The sequence below is a fragment of the Legionella sp. km535 genome, assembly GCF_003990085.1.
Classification (GTDB): domain Bacteria; phylum Pseudomonadota; class Gammaproteobacteria; order Legionellales; family Legionellaceae; genus Legionella; species Legionella moravica.
Genome location: NZ_RZGU01000029.1, coordinates 1 through 22,565, shown reverse-complemented (window position 1 = coordinate 22,565; position 22,565 = coordinate 1). Strand labels below are relative to the sequence as shown.

The following is a 22,565-nucleotide window of genomic DNA, read 5'->3' as shown; positions in this document are numbered from 1 at the left end:
CTACCCTTTCCTTAAAGTTGAATAATGACCTGCTCCTAGTAATCCAAATGTTGAGGCACTTTCAAAAAAAATCACGCGATTACGATAAAATTGTTCATCATAAACATAGGCGATTTCCCCCGTGAATTTAAAAATGCGTTGCTCTAATAAACTACCAAGCGTTTCTACCATTCCACCTGATACAAACAATCTATCGATTTCAGGGGAAATACAAAAAATTAAAACAATTATGTATGCAATTGGATAGGCGATAATATTTAAGATTTTTTCTGCATCGACACAATTTGCTTGTAGGGCCTCCTTCAACGCTAATGCGCCTATTTTATATTTAAGAAAAAGGTCTTTAATCGAATCTGAAGAATTGACCATCGAATCAAGATGATGAGCTAGAAGATGATCCAACCCTTTTCCAGACGAATACGCAGCCATGTGATTGATTCCACCGCACTCACATATAGGCTGTTTTTTATTTGACGGAAAAAATGGGTTGTAGACAGGCAAATGACCTACCTCACCTTGCAATCCCAGTACGTGATCAACGATTACTTTTTTTAATTTTACATCGAAACGCCTCATTGCAATTCCAGAACTAATTGTAAGGGCAGCTATATGGGTTAAATTTTTAGTATAATCAGTATAGTCATAGGCATAACACAGTGCAGAAACATCATTGATTACTGATATTGTTAATGGGAAAGTAATTTGTTGTGATAAAATCTCTTGAAAATCAACATTCAGTTTTTGTGCTCCAAAAAGTGGCGCTGAATAATAAATTTCACCCGTGTGATGATTTAAACAAGCCCCTAACGAGATTACAACTTCCTCAAAATAATTGAACTTTTTATAGTCATAGATTATGTCGATAACAGCTCCAACAAGATCCAGGAAGAAGTCAGCAGTTTTTCGAACATCCGATATTAACTGCCTATTATCAGAAACCAAAGAACCATTTAAAAAAATGCCTGATCGTAGCCACGTTCCGCCTATATCTAAAACTAATACATCACTCATAATTTACTCGGGCCATCAAAGTAGTCATGCAAAAGTGCACAAACACGATCAATTTTTTCAAAAGAAAGAGTCGGATGTAAAGGTAAGCACAATAAAGTTTCTGCTAATGAATTGGATACCGGAAAAAGACCGTACTCATGATTTAAAAATGCAAATGCACGTTGTTTATGAATAGGAAATGGATACCGAATTACTGCATCAACTCCGTTTCTTTGTAAATATGCGACTACATCATCTCTGTTAGCAACCTTAATTTGCAAGAGGTGATAAACATGAAAAGATCCTGATGGAGTTGTTTGAAATTCAACTGGTAAATCTCGTAAATTATTCTTATAAATAGCTGCGATTTGATTACGCTGCATATTCCACGAATCGAGTTTAGCCAAGCGATAATTCAAAATTAATGCCTGCAAACTATCCAGACGGGAATTTAACCCAAGCATTATATGATAATTTTGCTTTTCTTGACCTAAATGTCGGATAACCCGCATTTTATCAGCTAATTGCGGGGTGTTAGTTATACATGCTCCTGCATCACCAGCAGCAGGCAAATTTTTACTTGGATGAAAACTGAAACAAGCAATATCACCAAACGTTCCAACCAATTGACCATGATAAAGTGCTCCATGTGCTTGTGCACAATCTTCGACTAAAAATAACCCATGATCTTTACAAATTTTGCTTATTGGTGCCATATCGCATGATTGACCATAAAGATGGACTACTAAAATCGCCTTAGTCTTTTTTGTTATTTTTTCAGAAATAAGGGCGGGGTTAATTAGAAAATCATTAGGGTTAACATCCACTAAAACGGGAACTGCTCCAACCCTGGAAACAGATAAAGCTGTGGCATAAAAAGTATTTGCAGGGATGATTACCTCATCCCCCATACCGATGCCTAAAGCCATTAACGCCAGTATAAGAGCGTCAGTTCCTGAATTACACCCAACACATGCATTAACCTTATGATAAGCAGAAAATGAATTTTCAAATTTTTCAACTTCTTCGCCTAAAATATAATCCCCTCTTATTAAAAGCTTTTTGATATCATCGGTGATTAATGTCATTTCAGATGCAGAAAAATGAGAAGCAAAATCATACCGTTCAATAGTTTCGTTCATAACATTACCTCAATATTTTCAATGTGCTGAATAGCAAATCCTTGTCGCAAATAGTAATTAAGCGCATTGTTATGATCACAACTACGGGTTTGCACTAACAACTCCGTGACCTTCATCTCTATAGCTATTCGTTTAATTTCCGACATAATGTCAGCTGCTAACCCTTGACCAATAAAATCATCGAGTATCGCTATATATTTGATTTTTATAGTAGTAGGCGTTGAGAGCTGTATCTCAAAAAAGCCAATAATGGAATTTTCGAACATAATAAGCTTAAAAATAACATGCTCATTATTAAAATGTTTTATCCAATCAGAATCCAGCCAATTTAGTTTTCCTCGCCATAACCACTTTTTAGAGAAATGTTTATATAGATCAATGCAGCTATTAACATGCTCAAGATCAGGATTTAAAAAATTAAGTTTTCGTGAAGTACTTGGATGATCAACTACTGTCAAATGAAGGGTAGTTTCTATGGGATTCACATCTTTTGAATCTTTTTGTAATTCAATGACATGCTTTCCAAAAGAATATTGGCCATTTACCATATTTTGAATATGGCGTAACCCCGAAGCAAGATCTGAAATGTTCGTTATTATTTTTTTTAGCTCATTGCTATTTTGTTTGATAAAATCAATCGATTGAGAGAAATCACAAGTAGTCGCCCCACTATTTCCAACCATTGTTAGCACTTTATTTTTATAATGTATCTTACTTACTAACTCATTGTTTCGAACTTCATATAAATTAAGTGGTTCATCTTGTTTCACTGCACCAAATAACAAAATAGTCGCAGTTTCAGAAATTTTATGGAAAATAGAATCGATTGTTTCAACTCCAATGACGGATTCAGTCAAGAAAAGTGCATCATATTTTTTTCCATTTGGATCAACATGTTTGTTTTCAATTAAGTTGTATTTTTGAAGATCGTTTAAGCGATCCACCGATCTATTCCCAATACAAACATCTTTCCCCATTTTTTTTAAAATTAAATATATCAAATAGCCAAATGTACCCGCACCATAAACCAAAATTTTGTTAACCCCCTGGCTATTACCAAGTAGTCGATTCACTGCATGGTATGCACAGGCTAATGGTTCGGATAAAATATAAACAGAATTACCCGAGGGAATAATTATTAATGCCTTTTCAAGATGGTCCTTAGTTCCAGAAATACACATGTAGCTTGAAAAACCTGTATTCCTTTCTACCGGAATATGCGGATCTAACGTAACATAATTACCTACTCGATTCGCATAAACGTTACTACTAATGATGACTCCTACTATTTCATGCCCAAAATCACGCCGACTGATTCGCTCACCTCGAATTTCTTTAATATCTGAATTACAAACACCGCAATAAAGAGTTTTTATCAAAATAAATGGTTGATTTTTATTTAATGAAAGTTGATTACTTTCAACAAGAGAAACAACGCCATCGGCATGCTGGTAGTATTTATTGGATAAATTCATAGGGATCTACAACGTTAGTATTAAATAAATCAGGGCCAGAAAACAATGCGCTTTGAATTAAATTAACTTGTTCCAGGCTTCGATCAAAAATAAAGCTTTTTATGCCTAATTCCGTAGCAGCATTAACATTTTCGATGTTGTCATCGATAAAAGCTGTTTGTTTATAACTAAGTGAGAAATTATCGAGCAAATATTTATAAATTTCATGTTCCGGTTTTTGAAGTTTCAAATGCCCGGAAATAACTACTCCAGTAAAACAGGAAAAGAAATCGTACTTGCTCGATACATATTCAAAAGTTTTAATCGGCATATTTGAAAGGCAATATAACCGATAATTAGAAAGTTGCGCCTGTTTTAGAATTGCTAATCCTTCAGGGATAATTTTTATTGCACTTCTGACTATACTGATTAAGGATACAATATCCGTCTCTGGCCAATTAAGAGCATGAGCAAAATAACTGATCGCTTCATCCTCAAGAACTAACCCTCGATCCACTGCATTCCACATATCACTATAAAATACGCACTCACAAATGCTTTGAATTTGTTCGGGCTTGTATCGCAAAGAAAGTGCCTCATGATAGTTACAATCCAATAAAACTGAAAATACATCAAAAATAATATTTTTAATTGGATTAATCATGACACGCCCACATTATTTTAATATTGGGGTGTGTTAAAAAAAAGGATATTGGTGTTTCAGAATTGGTGTCCTCGATTGCACTTAATAATAAATCGAGCTTACTTTTCCCTATAATGTGTAAAAATATAAATTTTGCTGATAATAATCGTTGTAAGCCGATTGAAATTCTATCGCACCCAGCCAATAGCGATTTTACGGGGTATAAAAACTCATGACCATAAAAAAGCTCTTCTTTATTCTCTGCATCAGGAAACAATGAGGCTGTATGTGCACCTATCCCCAGTCCCAATACTGCAACATCTAATGAAACATTTTTTAATGGTTCAGTATTCTCATGCAAGCTATAATAGCGTGCTTGAGCACAATTATTTTTTAACAATTCCTTTTTCAGAAGACTATCGTTTGTATGCTCAATCTCATCAAGAAGCTTTTCATCACAGCTGGTAATATTTACACAATCCCATCTTAATGACTGCTCTGATAAATTATGGAAAAGATATTTTGGAGTATTACCTCCAGAAAGAATAAGGGTAGCATGACCTTTTTCTGCTATAGCCGCATTTAAACATTCACCTATATTATTGGCTAATTGCTCGGATAATAATAGATTGCTCTTATAAACCTGTATATTTATAGACATAATAGTTAATCAAAATCTGTTGGTAAGTTAATATTATTCTTATGCTCGAAAGCTCGTGCTATCTGAGAGTGAATTACTCGGTTCAATGATAAATCAGGCAATTGATCTCTTTCAAAAAACTCTGCCTCCGATGTTTCAATACTGGATTTTTTTTCCCCACCGATTAATTGGCATATAAAAAATATTTTATAGGTGTGTGGTAACTGAGGAGGGTGAGCATGTTTATTTTTATCAAACAAAGCCATTAATTTTATAGCCTTTGTTTCAAATCCAGATTCTTCCAGTATTTCTTTGCACACAGCTTCGCTTGGTGATTCATTAATGTCAATCCAACCTCCGGGCAATGTCCATAATTGATCTGAGCGCTCTTTAACAAGTAAAATTTTATTGTCTTTAAAGACCGCTCCTCGTACATCCAATTTAGGAGTCGCATATCCCTTTTCGCAACTAAACAGATCAAGGATTATATCAGGAGTAAGCTTTGATTTTTCTGCAAGAATTGATGCCGCTATTTTTTGTATCTGTAAATATCTTTCTTTATCAAAAGCATCTTTTGTAAAAAGCAATCCATTTTGAGCAATTGCCAAAAGAGAGTCAGCTATTTGTATTAATTTATCCATATTCTATAACTCCTTGAAAGACTTAACCCCAATAAATATTGGCTCCGAGATTCGTTAAATCTGAAACAATATCAGCATAGCCACGGTTCACTGCTGCGGCATTATTAACCTCTGTAGAAGGCTCAGCTATAAGTCCTGCCAGAATCAGAGCACAACTCTCTCTAATACCTGCACACTCTACTTGAGTACCTGTTAACGGTTTTTTTGACCCATGAATTATTGCTGTATTTCCATTAACATTCAGACAAACACCCATTTTTTCTAGTTGTGATGCATGATCATATCTTTGTTGATATAGATTTTCGACGACAGTACTTTCTCCCTTTAATTGCGACATGAGTACCATCATTTGAGGAACAAGGTCGGAAGGAAATTTTGGATAAGTTCCCGTTTCTATATTGATCGGCCTTTCAATATTACCGCTTATTGCTATACCTTTATCGGTTGATGTAATAAGCGCACCAGCTTCGGTAAGGGCTTCATATATAGGTGCATAACGATTAGAAATTTGATTACTATCAACTGCTGTTGTTACTATATTTCCCTCTGTTATTAAGCTCGCAATTGCATATGTGCCCCAAACAACTTGATCAGGGGGGAGATCAATAGTGTAGTCGCCTGACTGAAGAGTTCCTTGTACAATCAACGTAGATTGGTCACGATAAATCTTTGCACCGTATTGATTGGCAATTTTTATGACATCATTTACTTCAATTTCTGGGCTGGCATTATGAATAATAGATTCACTTTCTTGAGTCAAGGCCAGCATTATTGCAAGTGAGGTAGCCGTAATACCGTGATCGTCAATTGAAAACTCACTATTTCTCTTCGGCCGACCAACTAACTCCAAGCCATCGTTAGAAACATTCAATTGAATACCAAACCCTCTCAAGGCGTTAATATGTGGTGTCAAACTTCTGCCTTTAATTACATCACCACCTATCCGTCCTATTTTTGCATGACCCATTGAAGACAAAATCATAGGCAAGCAATAAATTGATCCACGAAGTGACGAGGATAATCGGTCAGGAATATCAAATTGCAGTGCCTTATCAGGAGTTGATAATATGACATCATTTCCTTGCCAAGAAAAAGTTACACCAAGATATTCAAAAATATGGAGTAATACATCGATATCAGTAATTTGGGGTAAATTTCTAATTCGAATTCTGCTATTTTTTAATAAACAGGATAAAGCAATTATTGGCATGCTAGCGTTTTTGCTAGAAGGTATATTTATTGCTCCATGTAAACCTGCGGACGCTGCTACAATACATCTATTTTGCATATTCATTACACTTATTTTGGACTCGTTCCTATTTACAGATTCTTTAGTAATAAAGTCTTGGTTCCATTTTTAATTTAATTCCAAAAGTTGTAAAAACACTGTGTTCAATTTTTTCTGACAAAGCCAATAATTGATCACCGGTTCCACCACCATGATTAATCAGCACTAAAGGATTTTTTTCGTAAACTCCAACCTCATTATCTTGATGTCCTTTCCAACCACATTTATCAATTAACCAACCTGCTGAAATTTTAAATCTCTTCTGTTCCAAGGGGGTAAATAATAAATCTTTATATTGACTAAAAATATTATTAAACACGTTTTCTTCAACGATAGGATTCATAAAGAAACTACCTGCGTTACCAATATCATCAACTTTTGGCAATCTGCGATTTCGTATAGTAATAACAGCGCTTCTTACGCTTTCAGGGCTAATTTCATCATAAGGAAGATGCTCTAATTCTTTGCGCAAATTAAGATCCGTCAAGTTAATTTGCGGATTTTTACTTAATTTGAATGTAACGGACGTGATTACATATTTATCTTTATATTCATTTTTGAAGATACTGTCCCTGTATTGAAAACAGCAATCGTTATTAGTTAATACTTTTTCCTGTAACGTATTAATATCAAGAGCAGTAAGCTCATAAAAGAAATCTTTAATCTCTACTCCATAAGCTCCTACGTTTTGAATTGGGCAAGCACCGACAGTGCCAGGAATAATAGAAAGGTTTTCTAAGCCATACCATCCCTGATTTAAGCTATATTGCACCAGCTCATCCCACACAACTCCTGCGCCTACACGAATGTAAACATATTCCGCATGCTCCTCTATAATATCAATTCCCTGTATTTTTATTATTAATACCAGCCCGGGCAGATTATTTTTTAAAACGATATTACTACCACCCCCAATAATTATTATTGGCAGTTGGTTCAATTGTGCTAACTCAATAGCCTCAACAAGCTGATTAGCTGAAGAAATAACAGCTCCTGCCATAGATTTCACAGAAAAGCCAAAGGTATTATATGCTTTCAAATCAAAAGGTTGTTTTATCATTTTATTTAACTTTCAGATCATGGTTCAATGTTTCTGCTTCCACATTTCTGCTAATTTGGGTAGAGATCTGCGTTTTTCGAAAACCACAAACAAAATAGTTGTGTGAGTCAGCATTAGCAAAATCCCATAAACCAGCTTTGATTTCATCTACTTCTTCCGTGGTTACTAAATTTTCATTTAATAATTGTTCGGAAACTTGATCAAAAGACATCGGAAATATCTGTTTATGGCGTTGTGATAAAATTGGCGTTTGAAAAAAATTAATTTTTATACGTTCTCGATAATTAAAAAGCTCTTGAAACAATGAAAATATTTTTTCACCAAAATTATAATCAACGCCTTTTTTATTGCCCAGCTGTTGAGTTAATAAATTTGCTTTGTCAAAAAATCGATTTGTCGGATAGCATGAATGAGTATAGGTAGTAGGTTCTTCACAACAAAGAATACCATTTTCCTTTAATTTAGATGCCATGCTTAATAAGGCACGTTTTGGATCAGTCAGATGAATAAGCAGAAATCTACAAAAAACCATATCAAAGTTTCCTTCGATCTCATGTAAATTATCAGCTGTACACTGCATAAATTGAACATTGGTGATATTTTTTTCACTTGCTTTAGTGGCGGCTACAGACAATGATTCGTCACTAATATCTACACCGACCACACTTCCCTCTAAACCGACTTGCTCTGCCAGCCAACAAGAAATATTTCCAGGGCCACATCCAACATCTAAAACTCTCATTCCGGGACGAAGGCCTGAGTTTATTAAAAAAGCTCGCGTAGAAGGGCCATATATTTCGTCAGAAATAGCAAGACGCTCTTCGTCGTGCTTTCCCACAAGCAATGTATATGCTGCAAAGTTATGCTTTTTGGTATCGCTCTTTGAATAATCCTTTGCTGTAAACATCAGTCCTCCATTTAAATCTTTTAATCCTTGGAACTTTATATAAGTTAGTAACTAAGCTAGGCAAGCATTGGTTACTTTCTGGGAATTATACAGATATTTTAAATAGGAGGAAGATCTAATTGGGAACGGAAAGTTCATTTTATTTTCAATGATTTCAAGTAGATCTAAAATTTCAATAAGTTAGAATATCATTTAAATTGAAAAAAAATTACAGCCAGAACAATAAAATAGCGCAAAATGACAAAAAACAACTCATAAAGAGCTTAAGTAATCAGCTCTGCAAAGACGAACATCATTTGAAATAAAGCCTATACTAACTTTTAGCCTTAGCATTTTTATTGATCTATAAAAATTTTCCCGGCTTAAAATGTCGAGCATAAGCATCTAAAATACTCTTACTATGGCCTTTTCTAATTTCGGAATCCTTTGGCATTCCACCTATTCCTTGCCCCACATACTCCTATTCTATTCTTTAAAGTTCATTATCAAGATCTTTTCCATCATATTTAAAACATGCTCGATATGACTCCCACTTCTAATTTGCTTTTCAATTTAAGGCAATAAAAACTCATTTGGGGGATAACCAAAAGTTTAAACTGCTTTAATGAGCCGAATCTCTGAAATAAGAATCAATATTGGTTAGTATATATTCTTCAGGATTAAGCGATGTTGTCTCCTGATCCTTAAACTCCCTGACAATTCTGTTTAACGGGGATTTTTTGATAAACCCTTTTAAACATAACTCCGAAAAATCATCTTTAGATATACCTGTCATTACTTCAAAAAAATGAGGTGATTTTGTTTCTATCACATCATCAATATTAGTTTCACGTTCGTATGTCATATAAATAAAATCCGCCATGCAAATTGCCAAACGCTTAATTTGGGTGGCATACCATTGTTTATAAGTTTTACGTTCTTTATCCTGCTCTTTTTGCTCACAAAACTCTTCGATAAGTGCTTCTTTAGCTTCACTAGTAAGATTAGGATCACTTTTTATTTCGTTTAATCTCTCAGCATCTATGCCAATCTGAACTAATTTTTCCGTACTAATTTCAGCAACATTTTGTGTTCTGTAGCCTTTTATTTTGCCTAGAATTTCACGTAATCTATCATCAACTAACTTAAGTTGAGCAAAATTTACCAGTAGATTTGAGGTAATTCTTCTAGCGAGTGCAATTTTGGAACCTTCGTGATTAAGAACGTCAAAAATGTCTTTAGCCATTGTGGGCGTGCTTATTAGGACCCCCTCAAAAAATCTTTTAATATCTAAATTGTCACATAACTTTTGGGTAACAATATCAAGATTATTAATATTACAGCTCAATGTTCCTTCATAGCTTGTCAGTTGATCAATTTGATCAGCAATATTATTAGCACAGTCATATGTCACTGTAAGACATCTGCTAATTGCAAAGTCAAATACCCACGCGGTAGGCTTTAATACTTGATTTGTTTTCTCATTAACCCATCTGGATTGAACCCTAAAAATGGCTTGAAAATATGATTCTGCGGACTGAGTATCATTTAAAATAAGAATGCTATCCCATTCTTTAATCGTGACACCTGTTAAAAACCTTCCACAAGTCAAAGTAATTGTTCCTAACTTATTTGGATCAGCATTAACCTCATGAATCGCATGTTCCACTTTTGATTTTTCTCTTGCAACAATTTGTTCACTTCCATTTTGAGCGGCATCAGAACCCGAAGCATCAATTAAAACAAAATTTGAAAAATAAGGGTGTACTCTAAGCTTTTTAATTAAGGCTTTAATTGAATCTACTCTTCTTAACCACCAAACGGTGTGACGTTTAGGAGGACAATTTAATTTTTGTCCTAATTTGCCAAAAACACTAATGGAACGAGCGCTATGATCTGATCGGGTTAAACCATCAATAAAATGCTCCACCGCGTCTAAATAAATAAAATGCCCATCCTCATCTGTTTGAAACATTTTATTTAATGAAAAATCTATATCATCCGTCTCAAATGTTTCTATTTGTTCGTTAATATCTTTTTCCGTAATCTCTATAGCTGAAATATTTAAATCAGGCATTAAACGATAAACCTTTTCTTTAACTTCAGCAGGATCATTAAGTATCTCGATTCTTTTTTTCTCTTGTTCATCAAGATAACTATAGGTAAATACCTGCTGAGCACAAAAATCATCATGTTCAATGAGTTTGAAAGGAGTTCCTGATAAATCCAAACGGTATTTAAAATTAAGTTGATTCAATATATGGCTGGCTCGTTCAGTACTGCTACCGTAATGAACCTCATCAAAAATAATTAAATCCCATTTTATTAAGGGTATATTTTGAAGGCGTATTTTTGTATTGCCATGTTGATCGATCCATAGATCTTGAAGAGAAACACACAACACAACAGGATTAGTATTTACATGAAAATCCGCATGACTATCTAGGTTAGGCTCTATTGAGGTCTTTGATTTAGATTTCCCACGAATTCCGCACCATCCCTCAAAATCGATATGCTCATTTACCGTGCCAAGCCATTCATCTATTACATCAGGTTTATAAGTAACTACTAAAACTCTTTTTACATCTAAAGACTTAGCTAAATGCACACTAGTGAAACATTTTCCAAAACGCATCTTAGCATTAATTAAGAACCGATTAGGATGTGTTGCTCCACGAAGTATTTCATCCGAATATTCTTTTAAGAACCATTTTTTTGCTCTTTCTATAGCCTGCTTTTGTTCCTCTCTTAATTTGTAATTATCACGTCTTGAACTACCATGAACTACGTCATTATAAGCTTTTCTAACATCATCAAAATTCGCCTCAAAAAACTCTTGGCCTTTACCACCAATAACCTTTCTTTTACCATTTTTTATTAATTGAGAATGGATATGGTGATCACGCACCCCCAACGGAAGAACACCAAAGACTTCTATCACTTCAGGAAGCTCATCATTACTTGTACCAAATTGTTCTTTGATTCTGTTTTTAGCTCTTCCTACTTTAGCATGACCGACTTTCACACGACCGTTTTTCAATTGAGAGGCAGTTGCATAACCATATAACTCCAGTTTATTGCTCATGACCACTCCTTAACTTTCCGCTTGATATGGAGCTGTTCCTCCAGTGTTAGATCAAATAGCATAAACAATTGTTCATCTGTCCATTTCTTAGAAATATCTAGATAAGGAACCCAATTCCAACGATCCTTAGGTATATCCTGAGTAATTTTTCTCAGCCCTAATAGATATCGTGCAAAATCAGTTTGAAGATATCTTTGGAGATTTTCCGCAAGATCTTTTGATTCATAACATCCGATTACATTATATGTTTCCGTACAAATCTCATTTCGATCAAGAATAAAGATTTGTTGCTTAGGCAGCGTGCAACGCTTCATTCCTTTACCATAAGCTTTGGGAGCAACTACCTTGTAACATACTATTTTATCTGAGTTTTTTTGAACCAACTCTCTATCAATATATTTAATTTTCCTACCAGCAGTATAGCATTTTAATGCTTTAGGGGAGTTTTCATTCACACATTCATTCCTTTGAAAATAATAGGTTCTAAGGCCAAATGGTTTACCAGGCCATGCAATTGAAGATACATACTGATTAACCTTGCCACTATTCAATATTTTCTGAATAATTTTTGTCGCATTTGGATCATCAGGTATAATGTCATATTGGCTTAAATTCACGCTTGTTTGCTGTGATCCTGTAATAAAAATTGGGGCTGATTTATTATGAAATAACGACCAATGCAAAAAACAAAGCCCTCCTTTAATTTGAACCGTAGGAAACACTTCCTCAGCCTTTTCAAAATAAGTGATACTCTTTATCTGATTGCACTCCATAATTGTTTTTCTGAAAGAATCTAAACCTTTTCCCGCAGAAAACCACCTTGCTGGAATAACTAATACAAACTCACTAATAACATTTGAAGCCATTAATGACTCAACAAAAAAATTATATATAGGTTTTGCACTGGCACCAGCACCCCCATCAGTTTCCTGATAAGGAGGATTACCTACAGCAATAATTTTCTGGGGAATTGAACTGGAATTTATATAATCAAGCATATTATAAAACTCCTCTTTAAATTTATTCTGATCTAGTCGACCATCAATTTCTGACAAATAATTTCCATTTCTAATAATTTGGCTATATTTTTCGCTATGCGAATTTGTATTACCTAAAAATGTTCTTAAGCTTAATCGGTGATGCCTTTCATCTGGCGATAATCCAAAATAGCGACCAGACTCGTATAGCTCTCTTTTTACATCCTCCAACTCTAAAGTGCTGCCCATTTTCTTGCTTCTGCTCCAGCAGCTTAAAAAGGCACAAGACAAAAGTATTTCTCCTGCTTTACAAAATGGATCAAAAAAGACAACTTTTTCATCAAAAAAATCATTTTGGTCTAGAAGAGACACTAATTTTAATGACTTTTCCATTGTCATGATTTGTTGATCTCGCCCGATCACATTTCCTAAAATATCTACTACATGGGCTGTTTTTAACGTTAAATTTGGCTCCATATCGTCTCAGAATCCATTTTTTTGAATTGATTGAAATTTTGAACCAATAAGAATCTGGCAAAATCAAAAATATTATTTTCCAAACTAATATTGCTATCAGCCTCTTCTACAAATTTCAAAGCTTGTTTAAATAATGCTGGAGTAGAATTTTTTTGTGCTTGCTTTTTAAAATGAGCAATCCAAGTTAATTCAAAATTTATGGGTTGGTGTTTATTTTCAATTAACCAATCTCTACTTACTTTTGTTTTATAAGCATTTGATTTAGATAATTTTTTCACCGAAGTTATTGCGGATAGCATTTCATTTTTCTGAATATGCCACTTTATTGCGCATAATAAATGCGCCATATAATTCTTATCTTTCTTAAAAAGATGGTTATAATTGGAAATATTTAACTTTCTCATCAAAAAATTAACCGATTCTCGGAGCAATCGCCCACGACAATCGATAATATTTTCTGGATCGATATCAATAGCCCACAGCAAATTGATAGCATTTGCAACAGCGTAAAAAGCTGCATGATCCTTGGAGTTATGTATTATTGACTTGTAAAAAAGAGCTTCTAATCTTTTTAAAAAAATTTCTATAACAATGTTTCCATGACCACAACATGGCTCAAAAAACACCACTTGCTCGCTATCCCATGAAAAACCCGGTGTAGTCTCTAAAACACGCAGCATTTCACTTACATAACCCTCAGGAGTAAAGACTTCTCCGAGATCCCTTATACGCTCTCTTGAACGATGATGATGGTTTAATTGAATAATACATTCCATGTAGAACTCTAATCTAATAGGAGTTATATTAATCATTATAGATTATGATGTTACATATTGTTTTTAAGCTATTCTCACCACCATCTTCTATTCGAATTTTTAGCAGTATCTACAGCGACTGCTCTTTTTCTGGATTAACTGTTATTTGGCATGATTACTATCGATAACACCCATAACAACCTTTCTAAACTGTAATGGCTCTCTAATATAAGGAATACTAACCTTATTCCCTCCGGAACCTCTTACAGTAATTTTGCCATATCTTAATATTCTTCCAATTATTCCTTGGCTTACATTCAATGATTCAATTTGATGATGGGGTATATCAATTGAAAAACGTCTAATAAAGCCAACTTTCCCAATCAATTTTTTATTAGTAATGGCCAATTCTGTCGTAACTACATTAATTACTGCAAAAACTAAAAATAAAGCCCCACCCCCAACGAGTGTAATGAGCACTAATATAGCTGCATCCACATTATCTGCCAAAGTTAAGGACAAACAACCCCATAAAATAAAAAAAGTACCAAATGTTAATTTTCCAAACTGACTTAACCAGCTGATAGTAGCATTTGATTGAACTGACTCACCTCTGATAAGGGAATTATCTACAAATGTTCCCATTTTTACTCCTAAATTGATTCAATATTACTTAACAATTTTTCTGATCAATTTTAACCCATTTAAAACTTTATGTATAGGATTCCTAAGTATCTAAAGCGAATAAAAACTTAGATTCTCTAAGTATATTATATCAATGAGTTAAACATGTGACTGAATCACCCTTATGTAAAAGACTTAAAGAAGCTCGTTTATCTGTTAACTTATCTCAGAAAAAGTTAGGGATTGAGGCTGGAATGGATCAATTTTCTGCTAGTGCAAGAATGAACCATTATGAAATGGGTAGGCATACTCCGGATTACTCAGCTTTAAAAAGGATAGCTACCGTGCTTAACTTACCAGTAGCTTATTTTTATGCAGAATCTGATTTGTTGGCAGAAATGATCAAAGCATTTCATCAATTAAAAGAAGCAGAAAAAATTGAATTACTCAAACAATTGCAGGAAAAAACCATATAACATTTTAAGCTCAATGATATTTAAGCTAAGTCGTAGCCTTTTCTAAGCTTATTAGCTATTTGCTGCCTGCCCTCTTTATAAAAAACTGGAAATTGATCAAATAAATTTAAATACTTAGCGGCAGCTGGAGATAGTCCATTGGTTAAATTAATAATTTGCTGATGCTGCATAGTTAAATCTTTCCAATGCCAAATTGGCTCATGATGAAAAATACGATTGCGTAAAAATCGTATGCGATTCAATTCTCGAGATAAAAATGTCCGGGTTCTTTGCCCTTTAGGCAAAAATTGGAAAACGGGCTTTAGTAAGCTAGGCCATAAAACCTGATTATGCTCATAGCGCACATCAAATAAAGATGTCCAAAAACCAAAAGATAGCTCTGCAATTACACGGCTAGGATCAATATTTTTATTCATCTTCCGTAGATCATCCTTTGCTTGGATTATTTGTTTTCTTTCCCGCTCATGGAGAAAAGGTAAATCAAACCAATATGAAGTATCAAAATAATTTCCCAATGCTTGATGCAAAGAATTGCGGAGACTAATTTCTAAAATCTGCAATGCCGGATATAAGGATTGGCTAAGTTCAAGATTCCATGAGTACGCAATTAAAGCATCGCCCTTACTATTATTACAGGTTATATGACTCAAATAACCGTCTAACCGCTCTTGAGAAAATATAATGGAAAGCTCATCAAAAAAAATATGATTTGAATCTAACATCAAATTTGTCCTATAATATAACTACTGTCCCCGGGCAACTCCTCTCCTTATCTCATAGGTAGGTGATGAATCCGGGGTTTTCTTTTTCTAAATCCCTAAATAATACCAATCAATTGCGTTAAAATCTTCTTATATTCAGTTAATTGCCTTGCCATATCCCTAACTTCCGCACTACGAGCACCATGCTTATAAGCATTCATCTTACTTGCAGATTTTCCATCAGCCGTTTTCGCTCCTGTTGATTGTCTCCATGGCTGCCATTGCTGAATTAATAACGCCTGTTTCCTTCGCTCCTCTATAGTCCAAAGCCTCATAACCTGCCTCGCTTAATAGTTCGTTTGTAACTTTTTCAGAATTTTGAAATTTTGATTGTACCCCATTATTTACTTGTTGAGTTATGGCATTATTCTGTTGCTTTATAAAAGTGGTGCGCCTTGGATTTTTTAACTCAGCCAATACAGCTAAGGTTTTTCGGCACTGAGATTGTGCTTTAAAAGCCATGCCAGCAAAAACCTCAAGTTGATTAACCATATTCACTTCGGCTAAACGGCTTAATGCATCATAAAACACACAATCCAATGTTTTAGCCTGCATCATTAATAGTTGTTCTATTTCTTTAATATCTTCATCATGAATGTTTTTAGCAGAGCATTGCAAATCATCTATTAGAGTAGATATATCCAGAGAATGACCTTGTAATTTATTAATTGTATTCGCTGCTGTATAAAAACAATTAGTCTGTAAATGAGAATCGATGATTTTTTTATTGTTCATTACAACTCCTTCAAATCAATAGGGAATAAAGGGATAATAGGGATTTCGTTATACTAGGCCTCATTATTCTGTATTCCCTAATCCGTATTAATTAGGGAATACAGGAAATTCTCCTAGATTTCTTCTTCCCAATTGGGGCAAATATGATACAAACCCAGAGTTTGACCGTTAATATTTACTTTTTTAGAGCGTTTGTCCTTATCTCTCATTACTATCCAACCAGCTTGCTCTAAAACATCCATAATTTTTCGTACATCAAAACCTGGTGCAGCTTCTTTCAAGGCAGGAGCCGTAAATAAATAGATGCGCTTCCCATTCACCATTTGCCACCATCCGGCTCGCTCTCGAACCGCCATAGTCTCCGGCTTTATTTCTTTATCAGAAAAGCGTGAATCAGTATATTTCAAAATAAAATTATATATACCTTGCAATATTTGGCGATCTTCTGTTTTTCCACTTCCCCTATACTCTTTCCAAGATTGAAAGGCCGTGATTGCTGCCTTTTGAGCCTCACCTTTTTCCCATCCAGTTAAACCATACTCAGTTGCAAGCTCACCTGCGAGCGCAATTAAGGCAAACGTTGAAACAGCTCGAAGCTCCACCCCATCTGTTGCGCAAAAATCCTCTAATTGACATATTTCAGCATATAAAGCAGGTAAATCGCGCTGTTCTGCTATTAATTTTTCCACAAACATGATTCCAGCATGTCCATAGCTCCTACTTACTGCCTGTTTTAAGCTATCAGCAAAAGCTTGGCCATTACTGTGTTCATGCAAGCACTCAAATGCCCCATATTTAAAATGTGTTGCCGGAATATCTAATAACCGGGCAGCTTGACCTGCTTTAATGCGTTTCCCACCTTCCTCCATATGAGAACTGATGGAAGACTCACCACTAGATAACACGATGATCCGCCAACGAGCTGCCTCTCGTATAATACCCGAACGCCGAGCACGCTGTTTACCTATGCCATTAGCTAAAGCATAGATAATTGTTCCTATTTCAGCTGGATCACTTTCACCCGCTTCGTCCAAAGGTAAAAAGGAATCATTTCTAAATGCTGCAATTGCTTCTAACCCATTTGTAGTGGATCTCCACGTTCTCATAAAAGTAGGTGCGCCCCAAACACTTGCAGCGACCTGCAATGCTGTAGTTTTCCCTCGGCTGGAATCGCCCATTAAGTGCAATCCAGCTCCACCAACCTCCTGAAGTTTGGCCAATTTTAAAAGTGGGGCAGTAAAAGCAGCAGAAAGAGATAACATTAAAATAGAATTACCTCTACATAGTCCTGCTACCTCTCTTCTCCAATTATTCAATGTTCCTTTTTGTGAAAAATCGCTAGGAATTGTACTCTCAGATTGAAAATGAACATCATTTGCTCCAACAGAAATATGGGGTAAAACAAAAGCTATTCCTTCTCGTCCTTCATGCCAACCCGTTCTTGTAGCAGCGATAATACGTCTTGGTGGAAGCTGATTTGCAAGCCAACGCAGCAACCTTTTATGAGCATCTGGGTCAATATGCACCCCCATATCTAATAATTGGCCACGCACATCCTCTCCCGAACCTTTTAACATATATGCTGGCATAGCCCATTCTCTCCAATTTCCATCAGGATTAACAAATCGTAATAATAACCCCCATCCCACATTATGTTCATCACAAGTAAGCGCATCAGCATAAATAGGGCTGCAAATAAAAAAATCGAAGGGCAAGCCGTCTTTATCAATACCGTGATAATAGAGACCTGGTTTAAAATTTATGTCACCTAATTGAAACCAATCAATATACGTTTGATAAGAAGGACGCTTAATTTCAACGAGTAAGGGGTTGTTTGGTACGACATCCAGCGGAGAAATAATCTCTAATTCTCCTACTTTTACTCCCTGAATTCCCTCTATATTTTCTCTCAGGGAATCTTTAACATCATTGTCTATAATAGATAAACTCTCTATTCCCTCTATTACCTGAGATTTTTTGTGTGCTACTTTAGGCATGATACACCTCTTTATCAGCTAACCAACATTCCAAATCATTAAAATCCTTTAAAAACATAGGAGCATCTTCTGGCCAAGCAGGTTTACTAAAAAGAGCTCTAGCTAATATTGCTGCTTCACGCCCCTTCTTTATGCCTGGATTTTCAGGATTCAATCGATCATCATCTGCACATATCACCAGTTCTGCATTAGGAAAGGTCTGACGAATTTTCATAGCAACATGCTTTAAGTTTCCAGAATTGCATGCAGCTATTACACAATAATCTGGATATTTCATCGCCAGTGTAGCTCCGGTTGCAAATCCTTCCGTTATAAGTATCTTACGGCCATCATCTGGAAATCCTTGTATAGGAATAAAATGGCTTTTAATTGCTCCATCAGATAAAAATATTTTTTCACCCGTTTCAGAAATAAACTGCAAGCTCCAGAGTTTTCTTTGTAAATCAACAATAGGTAACACAATATTCTTGCCAGATTGATGCGCATAAAAAGGTAATATCCGCTTTTTTACAAGATAAGGATAATTGGGATTAGCTCTGTAACATCCAAACAAAATATCTTCGGCCTTCAATGCTGCTTCTTGTTGTTCTTTAATCTTCAGCAGATGGCGTCTTTTTAATGCATCTTTAATTTTATCTATTTGCTGCTTTTGTTCGACAGTATTCATATGATTTTTATTTTTAGCACTCCATTTCCAATACTGCCCTTTTTTCCAACTACCAAAAATACCGCAAGGCACTCCATCAAGATATAATACATACCAGCCATTTTTGGATCTTGGTTTATCACCTTCAACATGAAATCGATATAATTGCCCATCAGGGACTATTTTCTGCGGAGGAATAATAGATTGTGATAGCATTTCGTTTTTAAATAAGTTGATCATTTCATCAAAACTCAACATCACTATCTCCAGTCATTTTTTGGTAACATAATTTCAATTGATAACGAGCCTCTTCAATATGGCCATTTATGTATTCATCTTTCATTTCATATTGCTTACTAGTAGCAAGTATTCTTAATGTGAATACATAGAGAATTTGATGAAGGTAAAAATAAACATTTATCATTTTACTCCCTCCACAGTACGTGATTCGTTGATTCGGGCAGCTATCCATTCGTCAACTTCTGATTCAATCCATGCCACAGACATGGAGCCGAGAGTTACAGGTTTAGGAAATAGTCCTTCTTTCATTAGCGCATAAATTCTTGAGCAAGATAAAGTGGTTCGCTCTTCGACTTTTTTTCTACGAATTAATTTGGGGGGATTTAGAGTCATCAGTATTCCTTAGAACTATTAGGGAATACCAATTAAATAGAATTTTTTTATGATAAAAAATATTTGTACTTAGTAAAGTACGTACTTTATTTTCCGAGATTTTTTATGAGAATCAGTGGAATTATTTATTAAGTAAGTTATTTTCCCACTCTCTGCACCAGCGAGGAATTACTTGCTCGCCCTCTAAAGATGAGTATTTTTTTATCATGTGGCGTGTGAAATCAGATTTATTTTTATACGTCTCGAGTCCTTCTTGCCATTTTTCCCAATGCTTTTTTATTGCCATTTTTGCCTCTTGCTTTTTATCTTTATCATTATTAACTTTTGCCATCCCTCCTTTTTGAGCATTCACAGTCCTTTTTCTTTTATGAACGTCATTAACTACATGTGATACATAAGCACTATCAGTTTGAAATGTTGCAATCATGTTCTGTTTAAGAATATCGTAGTCATCTATCGGAAGTTTTTCGCGTGCGACTACAGCTTTTAAATTTGTATTTTCCGCGACTAAATATTGAACGGTATTATTCAAAATATCCACTGCTGCTGCAGCCTGAGCAGTACAATCTATCAACTCTTCATATGATAGATTTAGTTCCAAAATAGACTGTCTATGCATTTTAGTCCTATCCTTCATAATTTTTTCATAATCTTCCATATTTTTTACAAAATTACTCATTTATTTCTCTTATCGATTTTAATTGATCTAAATAATCCGCCCATTTCTGCATCATTTCCCTTCGCTCTGGTAGATGTGTAGTTCGGTTATAGGCACGCCCATTGGGGTCACGGACAGCATGAGCCAATTGATGCTCAATGTAATCTGGTCTGATATGTAAAATCTCATCAAGCACAGTCCTCGCCATTGCACGAAATCCATGAACACTCATTTCATTTTTAGTAAAACCCATACGTCTCAAAGCAAAATTAAGTGTATTCTCGCTCATAGGACGGGTGCTAGTTTGTTCGCTGGAAAACACATATTTTCCACGGCCAGTGAGTGGATGAAGTTCTCGCAAGATAGCTACAGCTTGTTGAGACAATGGCACTAAGTGTGCAACACGCATTTTCATCCGTTCCGCTCTGATATTCCATTCAGCCGCATCCAGATCAATTTCTGCCCATTCAGCAGCTCTTAATTCTCCAGGCCGAACAAATACCAAAGGGGCAAGCTGTAAAGCACATTTCGTTACAAAGCTACCGTGATACTCGTCAATGGCCCGTAAAAGCTCACCAATCGCTTTAGGATCGGTCATCGTTGCGAAGTGTGTTGTTTTTGCAGGTTGAAGTGCACCCTTTAAATCAGGCACAGGATCACGCTCGGCTCGACCAGTTGCTATGGCATATCGAAATACTTGGCTGCAATTTAACAGTGCTCGGCGAGCTGTTTCCTTAACTCCGCGCTCTTCAATACGTCGTGCAGCAATTAATAGTTGCTGGGCGGTAATCGATGCAATAGGACTGCTTCCAAGCCAAGGAAAAATATCTCTCTCAAGACGGCGAATGATTTTATCTGCATGGGTTGGAACCCAAATAGAAGATTGATTGGCAAACCATTCGCGAGCCACAACTTCAAAGCTATCCATATCCTGACTGGTCTGTGATTGCTTTAAGGCTTTACGATGCTCGCTGGGATCGACCTTCGTCTTTTTTAACAAGGCACGGGCATCTTCTCGTAGCTCTCGTGCTTCCGCTAAACTTACCTCTGGAAAAACACCCAATGCGAGCGTTTTCTGTTTTCCATCAAAGCGGTAGGAGTAGCGCCAATATTTTTTCCCGTTAGGTTGAATGAGTAAAAATAATCCTTGGCCATCAGAAAGTTTTAACGGTTTATCCAACTCTCGCTTTTTCTTAACATCTGCAACGGACAATTTCATTTTGTTGGTATCACATCGTGTTGGTATCGAAAATACCAACGATAGTACCAACACATAGCGCAGGACATCAAGGGAATTATTGGGAATAGTTAGGAAGCCTAAACTCGTAAAACCTAGTGTTTACAAGGGTTAAAAGGACTTTTCAGGAACATCTGAGATTAAGTTATGGTGGAGGCGGCGGGAATCGAACCCGCGTCCGCAAATCCTCTGCCTTCAGCTCTACATGCGTAGCCTTGTCTTTTAATTTAACTGTGCATTCTCCGACAGGCAGGATACTACACAGCGATTCCCTGAATTTCGCGCCTTAATTCGGGATGGATTAAGACACTAGCTTATCTCTTATGACCGTTGATTCGATACCGATAAGCGGGCTCGGTCGAACGGGATACTGGGTTTATTGGCCAGTACACAGTGATGGTTCAACTAAAGTGCTTATTAGGCAGCGATAGCTTCTCCACCAGCAAAGTTTTCATCGTTTGCGTTTATATTTAGTTGAGTCTGATTTACGAGAGTTCTCATTCTCGGCATGCACCTCTGGTTTTGCAACCCACGTCGAAGCCAGGTCGCCCCCAATTTGTACACTTTAATTATAACACAAAATCACATTGTATAATCACTTGAATATAAAATATTGCTCAGAACATGACAAAAAAGCTATCTTGCCCGCGCACTGAGTGATCCCCTGATATATTTTGAACAATAAGAAGCTACCATTTTCTAGCCAACTCCTGCTCCATCAGGGTTGGCAAGTTTTCATAGTCAATATTGAGCTCTTGTA

The 22,565-nt window shown here is 35.7% G+C and carries 22 protein-coding genes and 1 other RNA gene; 1 reads left to right on the top strand and 22 read right to left on the bottom strand.

All coding sequences use genetic code 11. The features are described from left to right. The 13 genes from ELY21_RS14115 to ELY21_RS14055 all read right to left on the bottom strand — a co-directional run bounded on the left by ELY21_RS14115 (position 1) and on the right by ELY21_RS14055 (position 14,683). The gene (locus tag ELY21_RS14115) at positions 1-1,011 is read right to left on the bottom strand and encodes an ROK family protein (protein ID WP_127110500.1); all 1,011 of its coding nucleotides are present in this window, start codon (positions 1,009-1,011) and stop codon (positions 1-3) included. Further along, positions 1,008-2,132 carry a DegT/DnrJ/EryC1/StrS aminotransferase family protein gene (locus ELY21_RS14110; RefSeq protein ID WP_199741727.1) on the bottom strand — a complete coding sequence of 375 codons (1,125 nt, stop codon included), beginning with the start codon at positions 2,130-2,132 and terminating at the stop codon, positions 1,008-1,010. The genes ELY21_RS14115 and ELY21_RS14110 overlap by 4 nt, the downstream gene beginning before the upstream one ends. Beyond that, positions 2,129-3,607, bottom strand: coding sequence for a GNAT family N-acetyltransferase (locus tag ELY21_RS14105; RefSeq protein WP_127110498.1), 1,479 nt, complete (start codon positions 3,605-3,607; stop codon positions 2,129-2,131). Before ELY21_RS14105 ends, ELY21_RS14110 begins: the two co-directional genes overlap by 4 nt. Then, the gene (locus ELY21_RS14100; protein ID WP_127110496.1) at positions 3,591-4,250 is read right to left on the bottom strand and encodes an HAD-IA family hydrolase; all 660 of its coding nucleotides are present in this window, start codon (positions 4,248-4,250) and stop codon (positions 3,591-3,593) included. The genes ELY21_RS14105 and ELY21_RS14100 overlap by 17 nt, the downstream gene beginning before the upstream one ends. Beyond that, positions 4,243-4,890, bottom strand: coding sequence for a 6-phosphogluconolactonase (locus ELY21_RS14095; RefSeq protein ID WP_127110494.1), 648 nt, complete (start codon positions 4,888-4,890; stop codon positions 4,243-4,245). Before ELY21_RS14095 ends, ELY21_RS14100 begins: the two co-directional genes overlap by 8 nt. Before the next feature lie 5 nt (positions 4,891-4,895). After that, positions 4,896-5,510 (bottom strand): NUDIX hydrolase, encoded by a 615-nt coding sequence (locus tag ELY21_RS14090; protein ID WP_127110492.1) that lies wholly within the window; start codon positions 5,508-5,510, stop codon positions 4,896-4,898. 22 nt (positions 5,511-5,532) lie between these two features. Next, positions 5,533-6,804 carry a UDP-N-acetylglucosamine 1-carboxyvinyltransferase gene (locus ELY21_RS14085; RefSeq protein WP_127110490.1) on the bottom strand — a complete coding sequence of 424 codons (1,272 nt, stop codon included), beginning with the start codon at positions 6,802-6,804 and terminating at the stop codon, positions 5,533-5,535. A 37-nt stretch (positions 6,805-6,841) separates the two neighbouring features. Then, positions 6,842-7,858, bottom strand: a complete 1,017-nt coding sequence (murB, locus tag ELY21_RS14080; protein WP_127110488.1) for a UDP-N-acetylmuramate dehydrogenase — start codon at positions 7,856-7,858, stop codon at positions 6,842-6,844. A gap of 1 nt (position 7,859) precedes the next feature. After that, complete coding sequence (locus ELY21_RS14075) at positions 7,860-8,765, bottom strand: bifunctional 2-polyprenyl-6-hydroxyphenol methylase/3-demethylubiquinol 3-O-methyltransferase UbiG (protein WP_127110486.1); 906 nt, start codon at positions 8,763-8,765, stop codon at positions 7,860-7,862. 601 nt (positions 8,766-9,366) lie between these two features. Beyond that, entirely contained in the window at positions 9,367-11,829 is a 2,463-nt protein-coding gene (locus ELY21_RS14070; protein ID WP_127110484.1) for a DEAD/DEAH box helicase family protein, read from the bottom strand. Next, on the bottom strand, positions 11,826-13,283 hold the full coding sequence (locus ELY21_RS14065; protein ID WP_127110482.1) for an Eco57I restriction-modification methylase domain-containing protein: 1,458 nt from the start codon (positions 13,281-13,283) through the stop codon (positions 11,826-11,828). The genes ELY21_RS14070 and ELY21_RS14065 overlap by 4 nt, the downstream gene beginning before the upstream one ends. Further along, positions 13,268-14,059, bottom strand: coding sequence for a hypothetical protein (locus ELY21_RS14060; protein ID WP_127110480.1), 792 nt, complete (start codon positions 14,057-14,059; stop codon positions 13,268-13,270). The genes ELY21_RS14065 and ELY21_RS14060 overlap by 16 nt, the downstream gene beginning before the upstream one ends. A gap of 141 nt (positions 14,060-14,200) precedes the next feature. Next, positions 14,201-14,683 (bottom strand): PH domain-containing protein, encoded by a 483-nt coding sequence (locus tag ELY21_RS14055; protein ID WP_127110478.1) that lies wholly within the window; start codon positions 14,681-14,683, stop codon positions 14,201-14,203. A gap of 146 nt (positions 14,684-14,829) precedes the next feature. Here ELY21_RS14055 and ELY21_RS14050 point away from each other — a divergent pair, with 146 nt between their 5' ends. Continuing rightward, on the top strand, positions 14,830-15,138 hold the full coding sequence (locus tag ELY21_RS14050; protein ID WP_127110476.1) for a helix-turn-helix domain-containing protein: 309 nt from the start codon (positions 14,830-14,832) through the stop codon (positions 15,136-15,138). A gap of 20 nt (positions 15,139-15,158) precedes the next feature. Here the strand turns inward: ELY21_RS14050 and ELY21_RS14045 are convergent, their stop codons facing one another. The 9 genes from ELY21_RS14045 to ssrA all read right to left on the bottom strand — a co-directional run bounded on the left by ELY21_RS14045 (position 15,159) and on the right by ssrA (position 22,358). Next, positions 15,159-15,860: an Abi family protein gene (locus ELY21_RS14045; RefSeq protein ID WP_127110474.1), complete on the bottom strand. Its 702-nt coding sequence runs from the start codon at positions 15,858-15,860 to the stop codon at positions 15,159-15,161. Positions 15,861-16,079: 219 nt separating this feature from the next. Then, positions 16,080-16,634, bottom strand: a complete 555-nt coding sequence (locus tag ELY21_RS14040) for a hypothetical protein (protein WP_127110472.1) — start codon at positions 16,632-16,634, stop codon at positions 16,080-16,082. Between the two features lie 113 nt (positions 16,635-16,747). Then, positions 16,748-18,631: a DUF927 domain-containing protein gene (locus tag ELY21_RS14035; RefSeq protein WP_127110470.1), complete on the bottom strand. Its 1,884-nt coding sequence runs from the start codon at positions 18,629-18,631 to the stop codon at positions 16,748-16,750. Then, complete coding sequence (locus ELY21_RS14030) at positions 18,624-19,535, bottom strand: toprim domain-containing protein (protein ID WP_233588722.1); 912 nt, start codon at positions 19,533-19,535, stop codon at positions 18,624-18,626. The genes ELY21_RS14035 and ELY21_RS14030 overlap by 8 nt, the downstream gene beginning before the upstream one ends. Then, the gene (locus tag ELY21_RS14025) at positions 19,522-19,701 is read right to left on the bottom strand and encodes a hypothetical protein (protein WP_127110468.1); all 180 of its coding nucleotides are present in this window, start codon (positions 19,699-19,701) and stop codon (positions 19,522-19,524) included. The genes ELY21_RS14030 and ELY21_RS14025 overlap by 14 nt, the downstream gene beginning before the upstream one ends. Beyond that, complete coding sequence (locus ELY21_RS14020; RefSeq protein ID WP_127110466.1) at positions 19,698-19,910, bottom strand: AlpA family transcriptional regulator; 213 nt, start codon at positions 19,908-19,910, stop codon at positions 19,698-19,700. Before ELY21_RS14020 ends, ELY21_RS14025 begins: the two co-directional genes overlap by 4 nt. Positions 19,911-20,031: 121 nt before the next feature. Next, positions 20,032-20,589, bottom strand: a complete 558-nt coding sequence (locus tag ELY21_RS14015; RefSeq protein ID WP_127110464.1) for a hypothetical protein — start codon at positions 20,587-20,589, stop codon at positions 20,032-20,034. Next, complete coding sequence (locus tag ELY21_RS14010) at positions 20,582-21,787, bottom strand: integrase arm-type DNA-binding domain-containing protein (protein ID WP_127110462.1); 1,206 nt, start codon at positions 21,785-21,787, stop codon at positions 20,582-20,584. Before ELY21_RS14010 ends, ELY21_RS14015 begins: the two co-directional genes overlap by 8 nt. Positions 21,788-21,953: 166 nt before the next feature. Then, positions 21,954-22,358, bottom strand: a transfer-messenger RNA (tmRNA) gene (gene ssrA / locus ELY21_RS14005). Positions 22,359-22,565: the final 207 nt, after the last annotated feature.